The sequence below is a fragment of the Thermasporomyces composti genome (genome assembly GCF_003386795.1).
GTDB classification, from domain to species: Bacteria; Actinomycetota; Actinomycetes; order Propionibacteriales; family Actinopolymorphaceae; genus Thermasporomyces; species Thermasporomyces composti.
This window is the reverse complement of record NZ_QTUC01000001.1, coordinates 1,837,515-1,858,938: the sequence shown is the minus strand read 5'-3', so window position 1 is coordinate 1,858,938 and position 21,424 is coordinate 1,837,515. Positions and strand designations below refer to the sequence as shown.

Here is a 21,424-nt window from a genome sequence, read left to right as displayed (position 1 = left end):
CGGTGCGTCGCTCGCTGTGCTGAGCGCCAGCGCGTCGTCCGATCTTCGCCGGCCGGTTCCGTCCGCGTTCGTTGTCCGCCGCGCCAGGCGCCCCCGAGACTGGCCCACGAGCGAGCTCGACCGGCGAAGGGACGTCATGGCACACGGCGATGCCACCACGCCTCAGTACCTCGACTTCGCTCCGTGGGTGTATCCGCGTGAGGCGACCGAGGAGGAGCGCAAGGCCCAGCGCGACTGGCACGCGGAGCTCGCCACCCGGGGCGACGTGACCATCGCCGACGACGCCTACATCTCGCCCCAGGCGGCGGTCTTCCCGCGACGGATGCGGATCGGCCCCGGCTCCTACATCGCCGCCCACACCTACGTCCTGGTCGACGACCTGGAGATGGGTGAGCGGTGCACGCTCAACCCGTACTCGGTGGCCCGCGGCCGGGTCCGGATGGGCGACAAGGTGCGGGTCGGCGCCCACACCTCCCTGCTCGGCTTCAACCATTCCATGGCGCCGGACCGGGCGGTCTGTGAGCAGCCGACCACGAGCAAGGGGATCGCGATCGGGAACGACGTGTGGATCGGCTCCCACGTGGTGGTGGTCGACGGCGTCACGATCGGAGACCACGCGGTGGTCGGCGCCGGCGCCGTCGTCACGAAGGACGTGCCGGCCTGGGCGGTCGTGGGTGGCAACCCGGCCCGGTTCCTCCGCGACCGTCGCGACGTGCACCGCGCCGGCCGGAAGCCCGACGGCGACCTCGCCGAGCGGCTGGCGGCGTTCGCCGACCGCGCCCGCGAGCAGGCGGTGGACGTGCTGGCGCGCTGTTGGCAGCCCGCCGACGACGAGTGTGGTGGGCGGTTCCTCGACCGCCCGGACGCCAAGCCGACGGTCCGGGCGTGGTGTGACGCGGTGGAGATCGCGGACCTTTTGCTCGGCTCCGCCCCTCCCCAGGTGGAGGGGGACCGGATCGCCGCCCACCTGCGCGAGCTGCAGGACCCCGACACCGGGCTCGTCCCGGAGTACGGCGACGTCACGCCGCCGTCCCTGGACAACGCGGGTGCGTACCACATCCTGTGCGTGGGCTACGCCCTGGACCTGCTCGGTACGTCGTTCCCCCACCCGATCCGCGCGGTCTCGGAGATGGACCCCGCCGACCTGGTGGCCCGGCTCGACACGCTGCCGTGGGACACCCGGGGGTGGTCGGCGGGCGCCTGGGTCGACGCGTTCGGCACCGGCGTCTACCGCAACCTCGTCGACGCCGGCATCCGCGGGCAGACGGAAACGCTGTTCGGCTGGCTGCTCGCCAACGCCGACCCGTTCACAGGGATGTGGAGCCGACCGGACCGGCAGCAGCGCTGGCTCCAGCCGGTCAACGGCTTCTACCGGCTCACCCGGGGGACCTTCGCGCAGTTCGGGTTGCCGTTGCCGTATCCCGAGCGGACGATCGACACGGTCCTCACGCACAGCCGGGACGCGGCGTACTTCACCGACGAGCGGGGGAACGCCTGCAACGTGTTGGACGTCATCCACCCGCTGTGGTTGGCAGCGAAGCAGACCGACTACCGGAAGGCCGAGGGCGAGGCGTGGGCCCGCTGGCAGCTGGAGCGGGCGCTGCGCCGCTGGCGGGACGGTGCGGGCTTCGCGTTCGCCCTCGAGCCGGGCGTGGGTCCCCAGCACACCGCTGGGCTGCAAGGCACCGAGATGTGGCTCGCCATCATCTGGCTCCTCGCCGACTACCTCGGCCTCTCCGAGGCACTCGGCTACCGCCCGCGCGGCGTGCATCGACCGGAGCCCGCCGCGTCTCTGGGCCGCTTCGCGACCACCGGTACGGCGTGACTCCACGAGGGTGAGGCACACACCGAGGACAGAACACGTCCGGCTCCGAGGTGCGTCTCGGAGCCGGACGTGGTGGTCACCCAGCGCTCGTCGTGGGACGAACGCCTCGCTCGTCGAAGAGGTCCTTACTCGTTCGAGGGCCGTGGCGGGGTGATGTTGATCCCACTGCCGGTCGGCACCGGGACCACGGTGACCTTGCCCTCCTCGATCGCCTTGTGGAGGACGTAGCCCTCCGGACCGAGCACCTTTACGAGCTCACGGATCGACTCGAGCTCGGTACGCACCGTCTCGTTCCGCTGCTTCTGCGCGTTGTTCTGCGCCACGGCCTCCTGCTCGGCGGTGAGCGCGGCGCGGATGTTCTCAGGCGGGATAGGCGTCTGGAGGGTCAAGACGGGGTTGCCGCACTCGCCCGAACCGGTGTACGACGGCCGGCAGAAGAACTCCGCCCCGGCCTGGTCCTTGATGAACCGGGAGGCCAGGCGGCCGACCTCCTCCTCCCAGGCCTCCTTCACCTCCGGGTCGGAGTACAGCTCCTTGTAGCCGTACTTCTTCGACACCGCGTCCATGGCCTTGTCCAGCGGCTGCTTGAGGTAGACGTTCAGCATGTTGCGCCAGCCGTCGGTGGTCTGGCCGTCTTCCATCCACGCCTGGAACTTGATGCCGATCCGCTCGTGGAACTGCCGTAGCGTCTCGCACTCGGTGTTGAGGGCGAACGTCGCGACGCCCGCGACCGTCATCGTGACGTTGTCCTTGGTCACGACGCTGATCGGGTTGCCGTCGGCGCCTTCGCCTCCGCTGAAGTCGAACGTGCGCTGTCCGAAGGGGTAGGTGTAGTGGCGGTCACCCGGGCCGTCCCAGGCACGGGTGCTCGGACCGACACACGTGTCGAACTCGGTGTTGGAGATGGGTCCCGCGTCGTAGACCAGGCCCGCCTCGTCGGGTTGGGTGTTGATCGTCGTACAGCCGTTGAGCGTAAGCATCGCGCCCAAGGCGCCCGCTGCCGTCAGGGCCAGGACGGCGCGTTTCCTCATCCGCGCAGCTCCTTCTTCTCGTAGGTGCGGATCTCGTCGATGACGATGGTGCTCAGCGAGGGATCGAGCTCACGGTGGTCCCATGCGAGCTCTTTCAACCGTTCGACGAGCTCCCGGAGTGTCGCGACCTGTCGACGCAGGCGTCGCACCTCCGCGTACGCCGAACTCGCGTAGGCGAGGGCACCGCCCACGACGACGAAGACCAGGAGCAACCAGGCCGTCCACATGGAACCCCCCGAGCGGTCGAGTAGATCGGCCTCTCGGCGGCGCCGAGGGCTGGACGCCAGTCTGGCCCACGCCGACAGGAGGGTTCAAACTCGGGCGCACACGCGAAGCCCACGACCGCGCTCGCGGACCACCGTGAGTCACCGCACGGTCGTGGGCTGCGTTCTCGCCGCGCTCCCTGGTGGCGCGGGATCTACGACGAGGCGCTCAACCGCTGTCGGAGCGCGTCCAGCTCGGCCCACAGGGGCTCTGGCAGGGTGTCGCCGATCGTGGCGAACCACTCCTCGATGCTGGGGATCTCAGCGCTCCACTCCTGCGGGTCCACCCGCAGCAGCGCCTCCAGGTTCGCGCGCGGGAGCTCGAGGCCCGTCACGTCCAACGCGTCCGGTGACGGGACGAACCCGATCGGTGTCTCCTCGGCCTCGGCGCGTCCTTCGACCCGCTCGATGATCCACTTCAGCACTCGGCTGTTCTCGCCGAACCCCGGCCACAGGAACTCGCCGTGCGGGCCTCGCCGGAACCAGTTGACGTAGAAGATCCGCGGCAGACGGCTCGGATCGGTCTGCTGACCGATGTCGAGCCAGTGCTGGAAGTAGTCGCCGGCGTTGTAGCCGACGAACGGCAGCATCGCCATCGGGTCGCGTCGCACGACACCGACCTTCCCCGTGGCCGCCGCGGTCGTCTCCGACGACAGCGTCGCGCCCACGAAGACACCGTGGGTCCAGTCCCGTGCCTCGGTGACGAGCGGAACCGTCGTCGCGCGCCGGCCGCCGAAGAGGATCGCCGAGATGGGGACGCCGCGCGGGTCCTCGAACTCGGGCGCGAGGATCGGGCACTGCTTGATCGGGGTGCAGAAGCGGCTGTTGGGGTGGCTGGACAGCACGGGCTTGCCGTTCTCGTCCCGCGTGTCAGGCGTCCAGTCGCGTCCCCGCCAGTCGGTGAGGTGAGCGGGCGGCTCGTGCGAGTACCCCTCCCACCACACGTCGCCGTCGTCGGTGAGCGCGACGTTGGTGAAGATGGAGTTGCCCTGCTCGATCGTGCGCATGGCGTTCGGGTTGGTCTCCCAGCCGGTGCCGGGCGCCACACCGAAGAACCCGTACTCGGGGTTCTGCGCGTACAGGCGGCCGTCCTCGCCGAAGCGCATCCACGCGATGTCGTCGCCGAGCGTCTCGACCTTCCAACCCGGAATGGTGGGCTCGAGCATCGCGAGGTTCGTCTTGCCGCACGCGCTCGGGAACGCGGCGGCGATGTAGTGGACCCGGCCTTCCGGTGAGGTGAGCTTCAGGATCAGCATGTGCTCGGCGAGCCATCCCTCGTCGCGGGCGATCACGCTCGCGATCCGCAGGGAGTAACACTTCTTCCCCAGCAGGGAGTTCCCGCCGTAGCCGGAGCCGAACGACCAGATCTCGCGCGTCTCGGGGAAGTGGGAGATGTACTTGGTCTCGTTGCACGGCCACGGCACGTCGCTCTGACCGGGCTCGAGCGGCGCCCCGACGGAGTGGAGGCAGCGCACGAACGGCCGGTCGTCACCCATCGCGTCAAGGACGGCTTGCCCCATGCGGGTCATGATGCGCATGGATGCGACGACGTACGCCGAGTCGGTGATCTCCACGCCGAACATCGGGTGTTCCGCGTTGAGCGGTCCCATGCAGAACGGGACGACGTACATGGTCCGTCCACGCATGCACCCTCGGTAGAGGTCGGTCATGGTGCGCTTCATCTCGTCCGGGTGGACCCAGTTGTTGGTCGGCCCGGCGTCGACCTCTCGCTGTGAGCAGATGAAGGTCCGGTCCTCGACCCGCGCCACGTCGCTCGGATCGGTCCGCGCCCAGAACGAGTTGGGCTTCTTGTCCGGGTTCAGCCGAACCAGCGTGCCGGCCGCGACGAGCTGGTCGGTGAGGGCGCGCCACTCCTCCTCGGACCCGTCGCACCAGTACACCCGCTCCGGCTGACACAGGTCGGCGACCTCCTGGACCCAGGCACGGAGCTCGGCGTGGCGGGTGGGCAGAGCCGCCGGCACCGCTCCGGGCTCGCCGCGAGGACTGATGACCTTGCCGCTCGGTGTCGTGGTCGTGGACATGGAGGTCACGCTAAGTGGGACCGAGCGGCCGGAGGGACGTCCACAGGGCCCGGCGAGAGGAGCGGAAAGTGCTTCCCTCCTGGTTCTTTCAGCACTGCCGAAAGGTCTTGCGGACTGTCGTCGCACCCTGCACAGGGTTATCGCAAGACATTCGACTGGTCCGGACCGCATAGGACCGGCGTCCGAGTCGTCCCCGTTGCCCGTGCTTGGCCGACTCGGCGTGTCACGTTCCTCCGGTCGGGGGTGAGCGCCGAGCGCGGCGGCGTTTCGACGGCGTCCAGACCACGACGCTCACCGCGAGGCCGAGGCATCCGATCAGCATGAGGACGATGCCGGGACCCTCGAGGTCCCTCCCGGCGATCCGGTCGTGCGGGATGAAGGCCAAGACGGCGCCAACGACGATGAGGACGACGCTGACGGCGATACCCATGGAGACCACCTCGAGCGCGGCAGTGCGCGTGGGGCGACAGTGGTTGCGGTGGGACGGCGCTCGGTCCTGGTGACCCGTGGTCGTCGCTGGCCTGTCCCATGGGCGGACACATTAGGACAAAGCCGCCGAACGGGCGACGGCGCCCTGACGGTGTGTGAACGTCGCCGCGCGGCGCGTCCGCCGACGAGCCCGCCGCCTTCCTCGGCCAGAGCCAGGTCTCGTGGTGGCTTTCCTCAGCGCGGCGATGCCTGGATGAGGACGCCCGGGTTCAGGATGCCGCGCGGGTCGAGGTGCGCCTTCACCGCCGCCAAGGTGGTGACGCCCAGCTCACCCACCTCGTGGACGAGGTAGGGCGCGTGCGCGCGGCCGACCGCGTGATGGTGGGTGATCGTGGCCTTGTGCGTCGCGATCGCCTCATTGGCGGCCGCCTTGGCGCTCTCCCACTGCTCGAGTGCCTCGGCCGCATCCGGGAGCTGGCGCGCCAGGACCGTGAAGTACAGCGACGCGCCCGTCGGGTAGACGTGCGACACGTGCGTCATGACCACGGGCGGCGTGCCCGCTGCGGTGAGGCTGTCGCGGAGGGCGCGCGACACCGCGTCGTACAGGTCCCGAAGGCGTGACCAGGTGGTCGCCGTCTCCAAGGTCTCCACCAGCACGCCGGCGTCCAGCAGGATGTCGCGTTGGCGCGGCCCCTCGAACCGGTGCCGCCGCCACGCCTCGCCCGCTCGTGCGCCGAGCGGGATCGCGCCGGACGCCCGCAACGAGCGGGCCGCCGCCTGCCTCCTGCGACGGACGCCCTCCGCCGTGTCCTCCCAGCCCAGCACGCACAGGGCCGGCGTGCGCAGGCCGCGCACCCGAGCGAGGAGGGCGGCCAGGCGTCCCTTCGGACCCTGGGTGGCGAGGGTCGTCGCGCTCTCCTCCTCGTCGGAGAGCCGGACGACGTCGGGCGCGTCGACGTCCTGGACCAGACCGCGGATGGTGTCGAGACCCTCGCCGAACGAGCCGAAGGCCCACATCTCGTAGTGCCGCTCTTCTGGCGTCGGGCGGGTTCGCAGGGTCACCTCGGTGAGCACGCCGAGGGCGCCCTCGCAGCCGGTGAACAGCGCGCGCAGGTCGGGTCCCGCGGCGTTCGGGGTCCCCGTGCCCGCGCGGATCTCGCCGACGGGCGTGGCCACGCGCAACGCGACCACCATGTCGTCGATCCGGCCATACCCGGTGGACGCCTGGCCGGCGGACCGGGTGGCGACGAAACCGCCGATGGTGCCGCGAGGGAAGCTCTGCGGGACGTGCCCGAGCGTCAGGCCGTGCTCGGCGAGGAGCGACTCGGCCCGAGGGCCGGTCACCCCAGGCTGGAACGTCGCGGTGCGGGAGATCGGATCGACGTCCACGAGCCGGTCCATCCGCGAGAGGTCGAGGGTGACGACGGCGCGGTGGCCTCCGTCGACCGGCTCGACCCCTCCGACGACGCTCGTGCCGCCACCGTACGGGACGACCGCCACGTCGCGCTTCGTGGCGACGGCGAGGACGGACAGCACCTCGTCATGGCTCGCCGGTCGGATCACCGCGTCCGGGACCGCGACGTCGTAGCCGAAGCGTCGGCGGACTAGATCGGTGTAGGACTGTCCGCCCGCGTGGGCGAGCCGCGCCTCCGGCTCCGTCTCCACATACGCCGGACCCACCGCCTGGCGGAACTCGGCCGCCGCGTCCGGGCTCAGCCCGCTTGGTGGGACGGGGATGGCCGAGATCGGCACAGGAGCCCGCGGAGTCAGGTCACCGAGGCGCCGGGCGAGCCAGACTGGGACCCCGCGTACAGGCGTGGCGTCGTCCTCGGGGTCGGACCACCGGGCGAACGGCCGCGGTCCGAGGTCGGCATGCGCGAGCTCGTCCATGGGGAGAGCGTGACATATGCCACAGGATGATCACCCGAAGAGCGCGCAGGTCGATGCCATCGGACCACAGAACCTGACCGCACCGGGGGATCACGCACCAGAGGCCAGGCAGCACGGTACGACCAAGGCCGACGAAGGCGCCTCGAGTGAGCTCACGGCCGACCGCGTGCCCGGTGAGCCGGAGACCGCTGGGCGGCGACCGGAGGAGATTCTCGCCGCCCACGACGAGGAACGCCCGGCCCGGCGGCTGTCAGGCCCGGTGGACGTCGGTGTGACCGTCGCGTGCGCGCTGCTCAGTGTCTTCGTGCTGTGGGTGGTCTTCGCGCCGCTGGCCAAGGGCACGCAGTACTACCTGACGTTGTTCCTCGCCGCCGTCCTGCCGTTGACGTTTCTGTGCTACCGGCCCGGGCGGAGCCAGCCGTCGGCGCGTCGGCCGGTGTCACGGCTGGTCGAGCGACTCGGCTTCGCTGGAAAAGAGCACACACCCCGATCGACTGACAACCCGGGCTTGCTGGACTGGGCGCTCGCGGTCCTGTCGTTGGCGGTGGCGCTGTATCCCATCGTCGGTTTCGACGACTTCCTCGAACGCCGGCAGGTCCCGACCACCCTCGACCTCGCGGTCGGGCTCGTCCTCCTGGCGTTGGTGTTGGAGGCGTGCCGCCGCACGAGCGGATGGTGGCTTCCCGCGATCTGCCTCGGTTTCCTCGCGTACGCCTACTACGGCGGCTACCTGCCCTTGGACTGGAGCCTCGCCCACGTCGGCTTCAACGTCGACGAGATCGTGCCGCAGCTCTACATGGGGACCAGCGGCTTCTACGGCACGCCCCTCAACGTCGCGGCGACCTACATCGTGCTGTTCACGATCTACGGCGCCGTGCTCGACATGTCGGGGGCGGGGAAGTTCTTCATCGACTTGTCGTTCGCGGCGTTCCAACGACGCGGTCGACAGTCGCCGAGCGCACCAGGCCGGACGGTCACCCTCGCGGGTTTCCTGCTCGGGACGGTGTCCGGCTCGGGAACCGCCACCGCGGTGAGCCTAGGCTCGGTCGCCTGGCCGATCCTGCGGCGCGCCGGATACCCGAGAGAACGAGCAGGCGGAGTGCTCGCGGCGGCAGGCATCGGCGCGATCCTGTCGCCGCCGACGCTCGGCGCGGCGGCGTTCATCATCGCCGAGCTGCTGCGGACGAGCTACCTCACCGTCCTCATCTACGCGATCGTGCCGACGATCCTCTACTACGTCGGCGTCATCCTCGCCATCGAGATCGACGCGCGAAAGCACGGCACCCGCGGCGTCGAGATCCCGCACCAGTCGGCGCTCCGCCTCCTGCTGCGGTTCGGCTACCACTTCCTGTCGCTGTTCCTCATCGTGGCCTTCATGGCCGCCGACATCCCGCCGTTCCGTGCCGTCGTCTACGCCACGATCCTGCAGTTCCTGTTCTCGTTCCTCGACCCCGCGCACCGGATGACGCCACGCCGTCTGGTGCAGGCGTTGGCGACCGGAACCCGCAGTGTGCTGCCGGTCGCGACGGTGTGCGCCTCCGCCGGCATCATCGTCGCGGTGGTCACGCTCACCGGGCTCGGGCTCAACCTGGCCGGGATCATCGTCGACGGGGCGAGCGCGATCACCCAGGACCCGACGCTCATCCTCGTGCTCACGGCGGTGTTCGCCGCCGTCGCGGTGACCGTGCTCGGGCTGGCCGTGCCGGTCACCGCCTCGTTCATCATCGCCGCGGTCATCATCACGCCCGCGCTCGTGGAGCTCGGGGTGAGCCGCCCCGAGGCGTACATGTTCGTGTTCTACTACGCCGTCCTCTCGGAGGTGAGCCCGCCCACCGCGCTCGCCGCGCTCGCGGCGGCCGCCATCACCGGGGGCAACCCGCTGCGGACCATGTGGGCCTGCTGGTCGTACGCCCTCCCGGCGTTCCTCGTGCCGTTCGCGTTCGTGCTCAGCGAGAACGGGGCATTCCTGCTCGCGCAGGGGCCGATCCTCGGCGTCGTCTGGGCGACCGCGGTCAGCGTCGTGGCGGTCGCCGCCTTGGCTGCGGCCGCGGGCGGCTGGATCGTGGGGCCTGCCCACCCTGTGGAGCGGGTGCTCGCCTTCGTCGCTGCGCTGCTGCTCCTGTACCTGGAACCGATCACCATCGGTCTCGGCGGTGCGCTTGTCGTCCTCGCCGTGGCCATCCACCTCCTGCGCCGGCGGCTCGTCCGGCCGGCCCTCGACTCACGGGGAGGCCCATGATGAGAACGGCTCGACGAACGACCCGACGCACGGCGATCGCGCTCCTCGCGGGCGTGCCGCTGCTCGGCGCCTGCGGGGGCAAACGAACCGACAGCGAGACCGGCGGTGGTGGCGGCTCCCCGGGCGGTCGGTTGACCATCGCCACCGGCAACACCACCGGCGTCTACTACCAGCTCGGCGGCGGCTTGGCTCGCCTCATCGGCCGGCACATCGCGGGCTACCAGGCGACCCCGACGGAGACCGGCGCCTCGGTGCAGAACATCCAAGGCGTGGTCGCCGGCCGGTACGACATCGCGTTCTCGCTCGCCGACACGGCCAACGACGCGGTGAACGGCACCGGCTCCTTCGACGAGCCCCAGCCGATCGAGGCGCTCACCCGCCTGTATCCCAACTACACCCACGTCCTGGTGCGGTCCGAGACCGGCATCGAGTCCGTGGCCGACATGAAGGGCAAGCGCGTCTCCACCGGCTCGCCCAAGTCGGGCACCGAGGTGATCGCGAACCGGGTGTTGGAGGCGGCCGGCCTCGATCCGGCGTCCGACATCCAGGCGCAGCGGCTGGGCCTGCCGGAGACCCAGGACGGCATGAAGGACGGGACCATCGACGCGATGTTCTGGTCCGGTGGTCTGCCGACCGGTGGCATCACCGACCTCACCACGTCGATGGGCGATGCGGTGCGGTTCATCGACGTCACGCCGCAGCTCCCCGCGCTGCGAGAGGAGTACGGCCCCATCTACGAGGAGGGCGCGATCCCGGCTGACGTCTACCAGCAGCCCGCCGACGTGCCGACGATCGTCGTGCCCAACGTGCTCGTGGTGAAGAAGGGCTTCGACGCCGAGCTGGCCAAGCAGTTGGTGACGCTGCTGTTCGAGCAGCGCGCAGAGCTGGAGAAGGTCAACCCGGTGGCCGCGGACATCGAGTTGGAGAACGCCCGCAAGACCGACCCGATCCCGCTCAACCCGGGTGCGGCGGAGGCGCTCGACGAGCTCGGCGCGCCGTAAGGCCGTACTCACCGGGCTCAGGCCGAGGACTCGGTGTCCTGGAGTGCGTCCATCACGTCGCGCACCTCTTCGGCCTCAGGAACCCCCATCGCGCGGAACTTCTCGTAGGCCTCGCGGAGGAACCAGCGGGCCCGTGCGGGTCTGCCGGTGGCGTCCAGGCTTCGCCGAGTCGCCACATGGTGATCGCGTGCGCGTAGGGGAACCGCCTCGCCTGGGGGTCGGCGATGGCCTGCTCGCACAGGCGCACCGCGGTCTCGGCGTCGCCGCGACGGCGCCGAGCGTGGGCGAGGGCGGCGTAGGTGAGCAGCCCACGCGCGGTCGAGCGCCGCGTGTCGCTCGTGCTCGGGCTCGTCGCGCGTGGCGACCTCGCGCGCGTACTCCCGCGTGAGGTCGTGCATGCGGTAGCGGCCCGGGACGGGGCCTTCGAGCAGTTGGTTGTCGAGGAGGCGGTCGAGCAGTGTCTCGGCGGCGGACACGTCCCGGTCGAGCAGGCGAGCGGCGATCGGCAGGGCGGGCGTGGCTGTCCATGGCGGAGTCCTACGGGGGTGCCTTGCACCAGCTCGAGGTGGCCGCTCGTGAACTCAGCGACGATCAGAGGGTCGCCGTCGCTTGTCATGCCGCCGCGCGTGAGGTGACGCGTGCGAAGGCGGTTAGGAATCCCGCAGCGCACACGAGCAGCGTGGCCAGCACGAGCATGAGAGCTGGGAAGCTCCAGCCGACCGAGGCGACGACCGGTCCGATGCTGGCGCCGATGAACAGCACGAGCCCGGTGAGCGCCATGCCACCTGCGCGGTTCGGGGCCGCGGTCTCGCCGAAGAGGGTGATCATCGCCGGGATGGTGATCGCCACGCCGGTCACGAACACCAAGCTCGTGACGGCGATCCCGACGAGGGTCGAGGCGAACAGCGCCTCACCCGTGATCCCCACCGCCGCGAGCAGGTAGCCGAGACGGGCGGCGCCTGGATAGCCGAGTCGGCGGGCGATGACACCGACGAGCAGGGCGGTGAACATGCCGGGAAGTCCGACCAGGCGCAGCCAGATCACCTGCGAGGCCGCCAAGCCCAGCTCGACCAGGTGCGGGCCGAGGGCGGTGTACATGGCGACGAACGACAGCAGCAAGGTCACGTGGGCCGCGGAGAGCAGCAGCGCCGGTGGCCTCGAGACGACTCGCGCGAACGCTGCGAACCGCTGGCCCAACCCGCCGGGGCCGGCCGGACGGCCAGCTTCCTTCGGCAGGGTGACGAGCCCGACCAGGCTCAGCCCCAGGGCCGCCGCGCCGACCACGAAGAACCACGTCCAGCCGACCAGCAGCGTGATCGTCGCGGCGAGAACCTGACCGACGATGCCGGCCACCAGGAACGCCGTGGAGATCGCTCCGAGCGCCACCGGCCGTCGCGCCGGGGCGACGGCTTCCGAGAGATAGGCGAGAGCGGCCGGGGCGAAGCTGGCGGCCGCCAGGCCTTGCGCCGCGCGCAGCACGGCGAGCCCGGTCAGCGAGGAGGCGAAGACGCATCCGAGCGTCGTGAGGGTCAACGCGGCGATGCCGACGATCAGGATCCTCTTGCGCCCGTAGTGGTCTGAGATCGGGCCCCACAGGACGAACCCGATCGCGTAGCAGAGGCTGAAGACCGTCGACAGCGCCAGGGTCGCGTCTCCGCCGAGGGCGTCCCCGACGGGCCCGATGAGCGGGATCGCCGCGTACAGCTGGGTCAGTACGAGGAGCGCCATGGTCACCAGCAGCGCGACCGCACCCGTCGTTGCGGGGAATGCGCTGGTTGGCGCTGGTGTGGGAGCCGCCGAGTGAAGGCGAGCAGCGGACATTGACCGACTTCACTTCCAACTCAAAGGTTGGAGTTGACTGTAGTACGGTCGAGGCCAGATTCCAACCCCATCGTTGGAGTTGGAAGATGGTGCTCGACGACGCCGCCCGACCCAGGACGGAGAAAGGAGCAGGCGATGGCATGGGACACCGAGGGGACCAAGCGGAAGATCCTGGACGCCGCGGTGGCCGAGTTCGCCGCGTACGGGCCGGACGGCACCACCATCGCCCGCATCGCCCAGCGCGCCGGCGTGAACAAGGAGCGGATCTACTACTACTTCGGCGACAAGCGCGCGTTGTTCACATATGTCCTGCGCGACGAGCTCGCCAAGGTGGCGCGCGCCGTGCCGGTCGAGTCGTTGGCCAGCGAGGACGTCGGCGAGTACGCCGGGCGGGTCTACGACTACCACCGTAGCCGCCCGGAGCTGATCCGCCTGCTGCGGTGGGAAGGGCTCGCCTTCGACGGCGAGGTGCCCGACGAGGAGCAGCGACGCGAGTACTACAACACCAAGACGGCTGCCGTCGTGGCCGGTCAGGACGCCGGCGCCCTGACCAAGGAGATCGACGCCGACCACCTGATGTTGTTCATCCTCGCGCTGGCGGGATGGTGGTTCACCGTCCCCCAGGTCGCCCGCATGATCGCCGGCCCGGAGAGCGAAGCCGAGCACGTCCGTCGGCGTGCCGCCGTCGTCCGGGCCGCGCAACGGCTCGCCCGATCGTGACTCCTTCGCTCCCCACCTGCTGATCGTGAGCTGACCCCATCACCGGTTCCCGCCATCTCGGTGCTGGATCTCGGTGCTGCCAGGGTTGAGGGCTGACCGGGCTGGCCGGGTAGGACCCGCCGTCCATGGGGAATGAGGGAGCCCATGGCGGAGCGGAGAAGACGACGACTTCCGTTGCGCAGACTGCCGCCCATCACGTGGGCCGCGCAGGAACCCACCTGGCGTGGCGCGCGGCCCGGGCTGATCGAGGCCGCACTCAAACGTGCCCGTGCCCGGCCGTCCGGCAACTGGTTCGTGCTCGCGGCCAGTCGCGAGATCCGACCGGACCGGCCGTTCGGACGCACCGTCGCCGGAGTGGAACTGGTGGCTTGGCGCACCCCCGACGGTGCCCTCCACGTCGGACCGGGATCCTGTCCGCACCTCGGGGCGCCGCTGTGTCTGGCCGCCGTCCGCGAGGGGAAGCTGATCTGCCGCTGGCACGGCCTCGCGTTCGGCGCGGACGGGTTTCCCGGCTGGGACCCGTTCCCGGCGTACGACGACGGCGTGCTCGCCTGGGTCCGGCTCGACCACGTCGGTGGCGAGGAGCCGTCGCCCCGCCCGGTCATCCCGCCTCGGCCCGCTCTGTCGGCGAGCATCGCCGCGGTCGCCACGATGACCGGCCGGTGTGAGCCGGAGGACGTCGTCGCCAACCGGCTCGATCCGTGGCACGGCGCGTGGTTCCACCCGTACTCCTTCGCCCACCTGCGGGTGACGAAGGCGCCCGAGGAGTCGGAGCCCGCGGACGACCGGTTCGAGGTGGAGGTCGCCTTCCGGGTCGCGGGACGCTTCGGCGTCCCGGTGCGCGCCGAGTTCACGTGCCCGGATCCGCGGACGGTCCTCATGCGGATCGTCGACGGTGAGGGTGAGACCAGCGTCGTCGAGACCCACGCGACCCCGCTCGGGATGGACGAGCACGGCCATCCCCGAACCGCCGTCATCGAGGCGACGCTGGCCTACTCCGACCGGCGAGGCTTCGCGGTCGCGCGTCGGGCGGCCCCGGCCATCGCCCCGCTCATGCGCTTCGCCGCGAAGCGCTTGTGGAAGGACGACCTGGCCTACGCCGAGCGCCGCTACGAGCTGCGGACCTCAGGCCGCTGGCCTGGCTGAACCTCGGGCCTGGGCAGCCCCAGCGCCCGGTCGAGCCAGCGCAGTACGCCCCACCGTCCCGTGTTCGGCACGCTCCACACGGGATGGGTGGGCCGGCCCCACCCGTCGAGCAGATGGTTCGCCGCGAGCAGGCCGCTGGTCACCGCGCGCTCCATGAGCGCGACCGGCAGGTCGACCCGAGCGAGGTCTCCCGCCAGGACGACCGCTGGGTCAGGGGTGGTCACGCCCGGGCGGTCGGCGAAGCCACCTGGTGGGAAGAGCGGACAGTCGGCCCGCAGCTCGTGACGCTCGTCGACGACTCGGGCTTCGCGGGTCTCGGGGAACACCCGGTAGAGCTGGTCGACCAGCTCCTTGCGCAGGGCGTCCACCGCGGCGTCCTCCCCGACCGCGTAGGCGTGCAGCTCCACCACCGACCCGCCGGTGCGTGCCGCCCAGGCATGGGCCTCGTCCTCGTACCGGTCGAGCACGCTCACGTTGTCCAGCCGCCCGAAGCCCGCCGTGCCGACGAACGCGGGCCGCTCGGGCGCGACCGGACGGTCGAGCCACAGCCGGACGACCAGGAAGGGCGGTGCGCAGGCCAGCGTGTCGATCCGGGCCCGCCACGCGGCGTCGCCGAGATCCGGTGAGGCCGCGACGATCTCCCGCAGGCCGCGTACGTCGGTGGCCAGGACGACCGCGTCCACGTCGACGCCATCGGCGTAGCCGGTGAGGACACGCAGCCCGCCTCGGGCGCTTCGGTGGACGACTCGCGCGGGGGTACCCAGCCGGAGCTCGGCGCCGAGGTTCTCCAGGTACGCGGCCAGCGGCTCCCACAGCGCGTGCGGGAACGGTCGTGCCGGGACGTCGAAGAGCAGGCCCTCGCTCGATCCCAGGAAGTACAGGTGGAACATCGTGACCAGCTCGGCCGCCGACAGCTGACGAGGATCGGCGAAAAAGCTGCGGGAGAAGACGGAGAACGCCAAATCACGAGCCGCCGCTGGGAAACGGACACGGTCCAGGAACGACAGCGCGTCCTCGTGGTCGAGCCGCTGGTAGATCTCGGGGACCGAGACGTTCAGCATGGGCAGCGCCGCGCGGACGTTCACCCGCGAGAGCTCGCGCCAGGAGAAGGTCGGGCTCCTGGCGGCGAAGGCGAGGGCGTTCCACGGCGGTGTGCGCGGGATCCGTGTGAAGCCGTCTCGCGTCCCGTCGGCGTGGACCAGCGGGTAGTCCGGCAGAGGCACCAGCCAGCGCAGCTCTGGGTCGACGCGGGTGAGCAGAGCGCGCAGGTTGTAGTACTGGCGGAAGAACGCGTGGAAGCCGCGCGTCATGGTGACCGTGGAGCCGTCGCGGAGCCGGGTCGACCAGCCGGCGAGCCGGCCGCCGAGGTACGGCTCGCGTTCGAGCAAGGTGACCTTGACGCCGCGCTCGGCGAGCGCGACCGCCGCCGCGACACCAGCGAGACCACCACCGATGACCGCCGCGTGCGGACGGTCGGGCACACGAGGCCGCGTCGCCGGGTGGTCTCGTCGCGGCAGGGGCGGTGCGAGCACGGCCTTCGGGTCACGTCCTGGCGGCCTCGTCTCGACGCCACGACGCGAAGACGGTTCGTCGGCTCTCATCGACTGGTTACCCTCGCGGGGAAAGGACCTCGGTTCGGTCCACTGTCGGACCGACTGCGTGACCACCAGGAGGTACCCCGATCGACCGCTTCCAGTACCTCCTCCTCATGGGGGCGTGTCTGGCCATCACCCTCCCCTTGGAGATCGTCCTCGGCGCCCGGGTGTACCGGCGGCCGCGTCGGGTGCTGCGGGTGCTCGTCCCCGTCGTCGCGCTGTTCGTGGCCTGGGACGCGCTGGCGATCGCGCGCGGCCACTGGACGTTCAGCCCGCACTACACGACCGGGTGGTCGCTGCCGTTCGGCATTCCTGTCGAGGAGCTCGTGTTCTTCGTCGTCATCCCCGTGTGCGCGCTGCTCACCTACGAGGCGGTCCGACGTCTGCTGCGCGGCGACGCCGGTGACGGCGGCGGGCAAAGGTCCGACGACGCGGTCGCGACCGGTGGTGGCGATGGCTGACCCGCTCGTCCCCGAGTACACCGTGGCCGCCTTCGCGTCCGTTCCGGTGGTCGTGGCGCTGGAGCTCGTCGTGCTGCGCACCGGCCTGTTCCGCCGACCGGCGTACTGGCTGAGCCTGGCGATCATGTTCGCCTTCCAGGTCCTCGTGGACGGCTGGCTCACCAAGCTCAGCGCGCCGATCGTGGTGTACGCGCCGGAACACTCCAGCGGGGTGCGGTTCCCGTGGGACATCCCGGTGGAGGACTTCGCGTTCGGCTTCAGCCTGATCACGCTCACGCTCCTGCTGTGGGAACGCCTGGCGCGTCGGCCTCCAACGGTCCGGCGGCGGGATGGCCGCGCAGCATGGTCCACGCCGCGACGGCCAGCTTCTCCCGAGCCGGGACCTGCGCGCGAGCGCTGAACACGTCGTAGTCGGCCGCTTCGATGCGGTCGAGGATGCGGGAATAGAGCACCCGCGCGGTGTGCACGCAGCGTGCCGAGCGTGGTGGCAGCAGCGGGATGCCACGGTCGGCGCGGGCGTAGATGCGGCGAGTGCGGGCGATCTCGAAGCGCATGAGCGCCCGCCACGACTCATCGACCCGACGAGTACGCGGGTCGGCCCCGAACCTGCGCAGGTCCTCCTGCGGGAGGTAGACCCGGCCCCGGTCGAGATCCTCTCCCACGTCCCGCAGGAAGTTCGTGAGCTGGAACGCCACCCCGAGGTCGCGCGCCGGACCCAGCGCGGCCGCACGGTCGTAGGGCCGCAGCACCGGCAGCATCATCTCGCCGATCACCGCCGCTGAGCCGTCCATGTAGCCCATGAGGTCGTCCCAGGTGGCGTAGGAGGTGGTGTCGAGATCCATCGCCATCGACTGGAGGAAGCGGTCGAAGCACCCGGGGTCGATCGCGAGCGTCAAGGTCGTGTGGACGACAGCCGCCAGGACGGGGTGGTCGGACTCACCGACCGCGAGATCGGACCGGAAGCGCTGGCCGAACGCGTCGAGCGCCTGCCTCGTCACGTCGGCCCCGCGGCCGCCGGTCTCGTCCACGATGTCGTCGGCCACCCGACAGAACGCGTAGACCGCGTGGACGTGCCGACGCTGATCGGGCGCGAGGAGCCGGGCCGCCATCGCGTAGGTCTTGCCGTGTCGGCGGGAGATCCGGGCACACAGCCGGTACGACCGCCGCAGGTGGGCGTCGACACCGCGCTGGGCCCGTCTCACAGCTCCTCCGCCAGGTGCGCCACGCGCTCCGCCGCTAGCCGCCCGGACACCAGCACCATGGGGACGCCGACGCCCGGCACGGTCGCGCTTCCAGTAAAGAAGAGTCCCCGCACCCGTGGGTCGGCGTTGGGCGGCCGGAACGGGCCGGATTGGAAGAAGGTGTGCGCCAGGGCGAACGGCGTCCCAGCCGCCATGCCCTGCCGGGCCCAGTCGGTGGGGTCGACCTGGTGCTCGACCACCACGTCGCTCGGATAGCCCCAGCCCTTGACCAGCTCGTAGAGGCGGTCTCGGGCTTGGTCGCGTTCGACACTCCAGTCGACCCGCCCGGTCGTCAGGTTCGGGACGGGTTCCAGCACGTAGAGGACCGAGCAACCCTCCGGGGCCAACGTCGGGTCACTGCGGGTGGGCACAGTGACGAGCACCGACGGGTCCGGCATGCGGCGCCCCTCCGTCATGATCGCCCGGAACGACGACGCCCACTCCGCGCCGAAGTGGATGTTGTGGTGGGCGACCTCCGCGGACGGCAGGCCCCGCACGCCGACGTGCCAGACGAACGCCGACGGCGAGTACCGAGCGCGGCGCAGCGACCGAGGCACGGTGAGGTCGGGCAGCAGGTCGCGGTAGGCGAGCGGAAGGTCGGCGTTGACGACGACCGCGTCGGCGGGGAGGTGGTCACCGTTGGCGAGCCGGACGCCGCGGACCCGTCCCCGTCCGGCGCCGAGGTCGTAGACCACGCGGTCGACCCGCCTGCCGTAGTGGAACGTCGCGCCGGCCGCCTCGGCCGCCCTCGCCAACGCCACCGGCACCGCGCCGATCCCCCCGTCCGGGGTGTAGACGCCTCGGACGGCGTCCATGTAGGTGATGATCGCGAAGACCGCGAGCGCCTGCCGTGGCGCGAGCCCGGCGTACATCGCCTGGAAGCTGAAGAGCCGGACGAGCCGTTCGTCGGAGAAGTACCGGCGGACCCGCCGCTCGAGCTTGCCCAGGGCGCCCAGGCGCAGCAGGGCCAGCGTGGGCGCCAGCGGCCGCACGAGGTCCCACGGTCGGTCGTAGTTGCGTTCGATGAACGCCGGCATCTCCACCCGGTAGAGCGCCTCCAGCCACCGGCAGAACCGCACGAACCCCTGCTCCTCCGCCGGTCCACACTCGCGCCGGATCTCCGCCGCCATCGCCTCACGGCCGTGGCGGAGGGCGAGCGTGGTGCCGTCGGCGTAGTTGGCGCGGTACGCCGGGTCGAGAGGTCGCAGCTTGAGGTAGTCGGACATGCGGACGCCGGCCGCCTCGAACGTCGCCTCCAGCAGCTCCGGCATGGTGAGCACGGTCGGGCCCGTGTCGAACGTGAAGCCGTGCCGGACGATCCGACCCGCGCGGCCCCCGGGCTGGTCGGCCTGCTCGACGACGGTGACCTGGTGGCCCGCACCGGCCAGGTGGCAGGCGGCGGCGAGTCCGCCCAGCCCGGCGCCCACGACCACGACCCGGCACGACCGGCGAGCCGGCCTCCTCGGCCCGGGTGGCGTGGTCACGGAGCGTCCCCTTCCGGTCGCGTGGGCGGCTTGCCGCCATCCTGCCCAGGATCGAGCCGGTGACGTGGGATTTCTCCTGCCCAAGGAAGAGTGCTTCGCTGCGCGAGGGCTGCACCGGCTGGCCGACCTGCTCCCGCCGGGCGATGCGCGCAGTGGCTGGCCGGCGACGGCTCGTCGACTCAAGCGGCGACGACACGTGGCTGTGGCGGTTCCCCGCGAGCGTCGGCTACCTTGATCGACATCGCGAGGAGCGTGGGCTGAGCGGTGGGCGCGACCGGATGCAGTCGGTTCGCCCGATTTCCCCTGGCTTCACCCTGACTGGCGCGGGCGGAGGCGCGCCGAGGTGGCCGGGTTTCACGCTCGACGGGAAGGGCTGTAAACTCACGAACCGGTCCCGCGCTCGTAGCTCAACGGATAGAGCATCTGACTACGGATCAGAAGGTTGGGGGTTCGAATCCCTCCGAGCGCGCCACGTCCAGCACACACCAACCCGCAGGTCAGAGGCCCCGTCCCCTCGGAGGGAACGGGGCCGTTTCGATCTTCGCGACGTCGTCTGCACTCAGATCTGCACTCATCCGGCCCCCGTCGGGTCGATGCGAAGGTCTGCCCCGGTGAACCAGCCGTCGAGCGCAACGGCGACCTCCCGGTACTGCGTCGGCAGGATGTGGGTGTAGATCTCGGACGTGGTGGTGATCTGCGTGTGGCCGAGGATCTCCATGATCACCCTCAGCGGCACCCCGAGCTCGAACAGCAGCGACGCGCAGCTGTGCCGCAGGTCGTGGAAGCGCACCGCGCGGACCCCCGCAGCCGCGCACAGCGCCTTGAAGTGCCGGTAGACGTTCTGAGGCTCGAGCGGCGTCCCTCGCGCGGTGGTGAACACCAGATCCGGATCCGCCCACTCCTCCGCTTCGGCCCGGTGCGCCGCCTGACGCTGCCGATGCTGTTTCAGGACGTCGACGCACACCTTGGGCAGCGGGATCGTCCGCCGCGACCTGTGGGTCTTCGTGCCGGTGAACCGCAGCTCGCCACCGACGTGCTGGAGTGAGTCCTTGACTCGAAGCGTCCCGGCGTCGAGATCGATCGCGGACCAGCGAAACCCTTGCGCAGGCCCAGCCGCTTGGCGATGTCCGCGGACGCCTTGTCGGTGAAGACCCGGATGTTGTCCACGTCGTAGGTGACGTTCTCCGCCTCCGACTCCGCGATGTACGCGGCCTTGCCGGCCTGCCGGTGACGACGCGCGAACCGATCGTGAGCAAGCCGCCGCAGCCGGGGCCGGGACCGGACGAACACTCCGCGCCCATGCTCGGCGATCACGACACCCTCCGAGCGGAGCAGCCCGACCGCCTGCCGGACCGTGCCTTGCGCGACACCGAACCGCTTGATCAGCTCCGTCTCACTCGGGAGCCGCTCACCAGGCCGCAGCTCGCCCCGCTCGATCGAACTCCGCAGCAGGTCAGCGATCTGCTTGTAGACCGGCCGGTCACTGGTCGGGTCCACACCCTGGGCCACGTCTACCTCCTGCACTCCTCTATCGGAGTTCGTACACTCAGGGGATTACCCTACGCCGGGGAGTCCTCCTATGCCTGGCTACATGGCGCCGCTCGTCAGCGTCGCCATAGGAGGCTCAACCTACGCCGAGGAGTCCTCCATGTCCGCTACCGCGCCGCGTCACTCCGTCAGCGTCGCCGCCGCCGTCATCGACGAGCAAGGCCGCGCCCTGGCGATCCGCCGCCGCGACAACGGTCACTGGGAACCCCCCGGCGGCGTCCTCGAACTCGGCGAGACCATCCACGACGGACTACGCCGCGAGGTCGCCGAAGAGACCGGTCTCCAGGTCGAACCCGACGCCCTGACCGGTGTCTACAAGAACATGACCCACGGCATCGTCGCCCTCGTCTTCCGCTGCCACCTCACCGGCGGCACCGAGCAGACCAGCTCAGAAACCGACCGCGTCGCCTGGCTCACCCCCGACCAGATCCGCGACCGCATGACCGAGGCGTACGCCGTACGACTCCTCGACGCCCTCACCAACCCAGATCACCCGGTCATCCGCGCCCACGACGGCGTACACATCCTCACCACCCCGACAGGCGCCTAGGCCTAGGGGGTAGGGCGCCGGCTCTGCACTGCTGAGTTGAACACATCCACCGAATGCACCGGGAGACGCCCACCAATTGCCATCTACAACCTCCCTAGGTTGGCTAGCCATGTCGGACTTGCCCGAAACGCCAGCTAG

18 protein-coding genes, 1 tRNA gene and 2 pseudogenes are annotated in these 21,424 nt (G+C 70.6%); 9 read left to right on the top strand and 12 right to left on the bottom strand.

Features of this window, described 5'->3' with window-relative positions:
- The first annotated feature begins 136 nt into the window (after nt 1–136).
- On the top strand, nt 137–1,825 hold the full coding sequence (locus DFJ64_RS20085; protein ID WP_115851921.1) for an acyltransferase: 1,689 nt from the start codon (nt 137–139) through the stop codon (nt 1,823–1,825).
- A gap of 125 nt (nt 1,826–1,950) precedes the next feature.
- Here DFJ64_RS20085 and DFJ64_RS08150 read toward each other — a convergent pair whose 3' ends face one another.
- From DFJ64_RS08150 to DFJ64_RS08130, 5 genes are all read right to left on the bottom strand, one after another.
- The gene (locus DFJ64_RS08150; RefSeq protein ID WP_115849911.1) at nt 1,951–2,856 is read right to left on the bottom strand and encodes an SPFH domain-containing protein; all 906 of its coding nucleotides are present in this window, start codon (nt 2,854–2,856) and stop codon (nt 1,951–1,953) included.
- Entirely contained in the window at nt 2,853–3,083 is a 231-nt protein-coding gene (locus DFJ64_RS08145; RefSeq protein ID WP_115849910.1) for a hypothetical protein, read from the bottom strand. Before DFJ64_RS08145 ends, DFJ64_RS08150 begins: the two co-directional genes overlap by 4 nt.
- A 191-nt stretch (nt 3,084–3,274) precedes the next feature.
- Nucleotides 3,275–5,161 carry a phosphoenolpyruvate carboxykinase (GTP) gene (locus DFJ64_RS08140; RefSeq protein ID WP_115851920.1) on the bottom strand — a complete coding sequence of 629 codons (1,887 nt, stop codon included), beginning with the start codon at nt 5,159–5,161 and terminating at the stop codon, nt 3,275–3,277.
- 223 nt (nt 5,162–5,384) lie between these two features.
- Entirely contained in the window at nt 5,385–5,591 is a 207-nt protein-coding gene (locus DFJ64_RS08135) for a hypothetical protein (RefSeq protein WP_115849909.1), read from the bottom strand.
- A gap of 233 nt (nt 5,592–5,824) precedes the next feature.
- Nucleotides 5,825–7,480, bottom strand: a complete 1,656-nt coding sequence (locus DFJ64_RS08130; protein ID WP_115849908.1) for an FAD-binding oxidoreductase — start codon at nt 7,478–7,480, stop codon at nt 5,825–5,827.
- Between the two features lie 16 nt (nt 7,481–7,496).
- Between DFJ64_RS08130 and DFJ64_RS08125 the strand changes: the two genes are divergently transcribed.
- The gene (locus tag DFJ64_RS08125) at nt 7,497–9,719 is read left to right on the top strand and encodes a TRAP transporter permease (RefSeq protein ID WP_245941011.1); all 2,223 of its coding nucleotides are present in this window, start codon (nt 7,497–7,499) and stop codon (nt 9,717–9,719) included.
- Nucleotides 9,719–10,720 carry a TAXI family TRAP transporter solute-binding subunit gene (locus DFJ64_RS08120; RefSeq protein ID WP_115849907.1) on the top strand — a complete coding sequence of 334 codons (1,002 nt, stop codon included), beginning with the start codon at nt 9,719–9,721 and terminating at the stop codon, nt 10,718–10,720. Before DFJ64_RS08125 ends, DFJ64_RS08120 begins: the two co-directional genes overlap by 1 nt.
- 17 nt (nt 10,721–10,737) lie before the next feature.
- Here the strand turns inward: DFJ64_RS08120 and DFJ64_RS08115 are convergent, their stop codons facing one another.
- Nucleotides 10,738–11,196 (bottom strand): hypothetical protein, encoded by a 459-nt coding sequence (locus DFJ64_RS08115; protein ID WP_115849906.1) that lies wholly within the window; start codon nt 11,194–11,196, stop codon nt 10,738–10,740.
- Nucleotides 11,197–11,332: 136 nt separating this feature from the next.
- Nucleotides 11,333–12,448 carry an MFS transporter gene (locus DFJ64_RS08110; protein ID WP_211310534.1) on the bottom strand — a complete coding sequence of 372 codons (1,116 nt, stop codon included), beginning with the start codon at nt 12,446–12,448 and terminating at the stop codon, nt 11,333–11,335.
- A gap of 228 nt (nt 12,449–12,676) precedes the next feature.
- On the opposite strand from DFJ64_RS08110, the gene DFJ64_RS08105 reads away from it, so the two are divergent.
- Complete coding sequence (locus tag DFJ64_RS08105; RefSeq protein ID WP_115849904.1) at nt 12,677–13,261, top strand: TetR/AcrR family transcriptional regulator; 585 nt, start codon at nt 12,677–12,679, stop codon at nt 13,259–13,261.
- Between the two features lie 144 nt (nt 13,262–13,405).
- A complete protein-coding gene (locus tag DFJ64_RS08100; protein ID WP_115849903.1) occupies nt 13,406–14,407 on the top strand; it encodes a Rieske (2Fe-2S) protein in 1,002 nt (333 codons plus the stop codon).
- On the opposite strand, the gene DFJ64_RS08095 is transcribed toward DFJ64_RS08100, so the two are convergent.
- Nucleotides 14,371–15,888, bottom strand: a complete 1,518-nt coding sequence (locus DFJ64_RS08095) for an FAD-dependent oxidoreductase (protein ID WP_245941010.1) — start codon at nt 15,886–15,888, stop codon at nt 14,371–14,373. The two genes, DFJ64_RS08100 and DFJ64_RS08095, sit on opposite strands and share 37 nt — an antisense overlap.
- A 200-nt stretch (nt 15,889–16,088) precedes the next feature.
- On the opposite strand from DFJ64_RS08095, the gene DFJ64_RS08090 reads away from it, so the two are divergent.
- Nucleotides 16,089–16,463: a lycopene cyclase domain-containing protein gene (locus tag DFJ64_RS08090; protein WP_211310789.1), complete on the top strand. Its 375-nt coding sequence runs from the start codon at nt 16,089–16,091 to the stop codon at nt 16,461–16,463.
- Nucleotides 16,456–16,863 (top strand): lycopene cyclase domain-containing protein, encoded by a 408-nt coding sequence (locus DFJ64_RS19865; RefSeq protein WP_115851917.1) that lies wholly within the window; start codon nt 16,456–16,458, stop codon nt 16,861–16,863. Before DFJ64_RS08090 ends, DFJ64_RS19865 begins: the two co-directional genes overlap by 8 nt.
- Before the next feature lie 31 nt (nt 16,864–16,894).
- Here the strand turns inward: DFJ64_RS19865 and DFJ64_RS08080 are convergent.
- Nucleotides 16,895–17,572: pseudogene (locus DFJ64_RS08080) on the bottom strand (phytoene/squalene synthase family protein); the annotation flags it as partial.
- A gap of 89 nt (nt 17,573–17,661) precedes the next feature.
- Nucleotides 17,662–19,188 (bottom strand): phytoene desaturase family protein, encoded by a 1,527-nt coding sequence (crtI, locus tag DFJ64_RS08075; protein ID WP_115849901.1) that lies wholly within the window; start codon nt 19,186–19,188, stop codon nt 17,662–17,664.
- A 396-nt stretch (nt 19,189–19,584) separates the two neighbouring features.
- Between crtI and DFJ64_RS08070 the strand changes: the two genes are divergently transcribed.
- A tRNA-Arg gene (locus tag DFJ64_RS08070) sits at nt 19,585–19,660 on the top strand.
- A gap of 99 nt (nt 19,661–19,759) precedes the next feature.
- Here the strand turns inward: DFJ64_RS08070 and DFJ64_RS08065 are convergent.
- Nucleotides 19,760–20,269, bottom strand: coding sequence for a tyrosine-type recombinase/integrase (locus DFJ64_RS08065; RefSeq protein WP_115849900.1), 510 nt, complete (start codon nt 20,267–20,269; stop codon nt 19,760–19,762).
- A gap of 212 nt (nt 20,270–20,481) precedes the next feature.
- Nucleotides 20,482–20,685 (bottom strand): annotated as a pseudogene (locus tag DFJ64_RS19860) (GntR family transcriptional regulator); the annotation flags it as partial.
- Between the two features lie 151 nt (nt 20,686–20,836).
- Between DFJ64_RS19860 and DFJ64_RS08055 the strand changes: the two are divergent.
- A complete protein-coding gene (locus tag DFJ64_RS08055) occupies nt 20,837–21,286 on the top strand; it encodes an NUDIX hydrolase (RefSeq protein WP_115851915.1) in 450 nt (149 codons plus the stop codon).
- Nucleotides 21,287–21,424 lie beyond the last annotated feature (138 nt).

Bases quoted from the DNA above. Each gene is read 5' to 3' on its own strand.
- DFJ64_RS08135 (WP_115849909.1), bottom strand. From the start codon at position 5,591: ATGGGTATCGCCGTCAGCGTCGTCCTCATCGTCGTTGGCGCCGTCTTG.
- DFJ64_RS08100 (WP_115849903.1), top strand. From the start codon at position 13,406: ATGGCGGAGCGGAGAAGACGACGACTTCCGTTGCGCAGACTGCCGCCC.
- DFJ64_RS08140 (WP_115851920.1), bottom strand. From the start codon at position 5,161: ATGTCCACGACCACGACACCGAGCGGCAAGGTCATCAGTCCTCGCGGC.
- DFJ64_RS20085 (WP_115851921.1), top strand. From the start codon at position 137: ATGGCACACGGCGATGCCACCACGCCTCAGTACCTCGACTTCGCTCCG.
- DFJ64_RS19865 (WP_115851917.1), top strand. From the start codon at position 16,456: ATGGCTGACCCGCTCGTCCCCGAGTACACCGTGGCCGCCTTCGCGTCC.
- DFJ64_RS08105 (WP_115849904.1), top strand. From the start codon at position 12,677: ATGGCATGGGACACCGAGGGGACCAAGCGGAAGATCCTGGACGCCGCG.
- DFJ64_RS08145 (WP_115849910.1), bottom strand. From the start codon at position 3,083: ATGTGGACGGCCTGGTTGCTCCTGGTCTTCGTCGTCGTGGGCGGTGCC.
- DFJ64_RS08130 (WP_115849908.1), bottom strand. From the start codon at position 7,480: ATGGACGAGCTCGCGCATGCCGACCTCGGACCGCGGCCGTTCGCCCGG.
- DFJ64_RS08150 (WP_115849911.1), bottom strand. From the start codon at position 2,856: ATGAGGAAACGCGCCGTCCTGGCCCTGACGGCAGCGGGCGCCTTGGGC.
- DFJ64_RS08120 (WP_115849907.1), top strand. From the start codon at position 9,719: ATGAGAACGGCTCGACGAACGACCCGACGCACGGCGATCGCGCTCCTC.
- DFJ64_RS08125 (WP_245941011.1), top strand. From the start codon at position 7,497: ATGCCACAGGATGATCACCCGAAGAGCGCGCAGGTCGATGCCATCGGA.
- DFJ64_RS08055 (WP_115851915.1), top strand. From the start codon at position 20,837: ATGTCCGCTACCGCGCCGCGTCACTCCGTCAGCGTCGCCGCCGCCGTC.
- DFJ64_RS08110 (WP_211310534.1), bottom strand. From the start codon at position 12,448: ATGGCGCTCCTCGTACTGACCCAGCTGTACGCGGCGATCCCGCTCATC.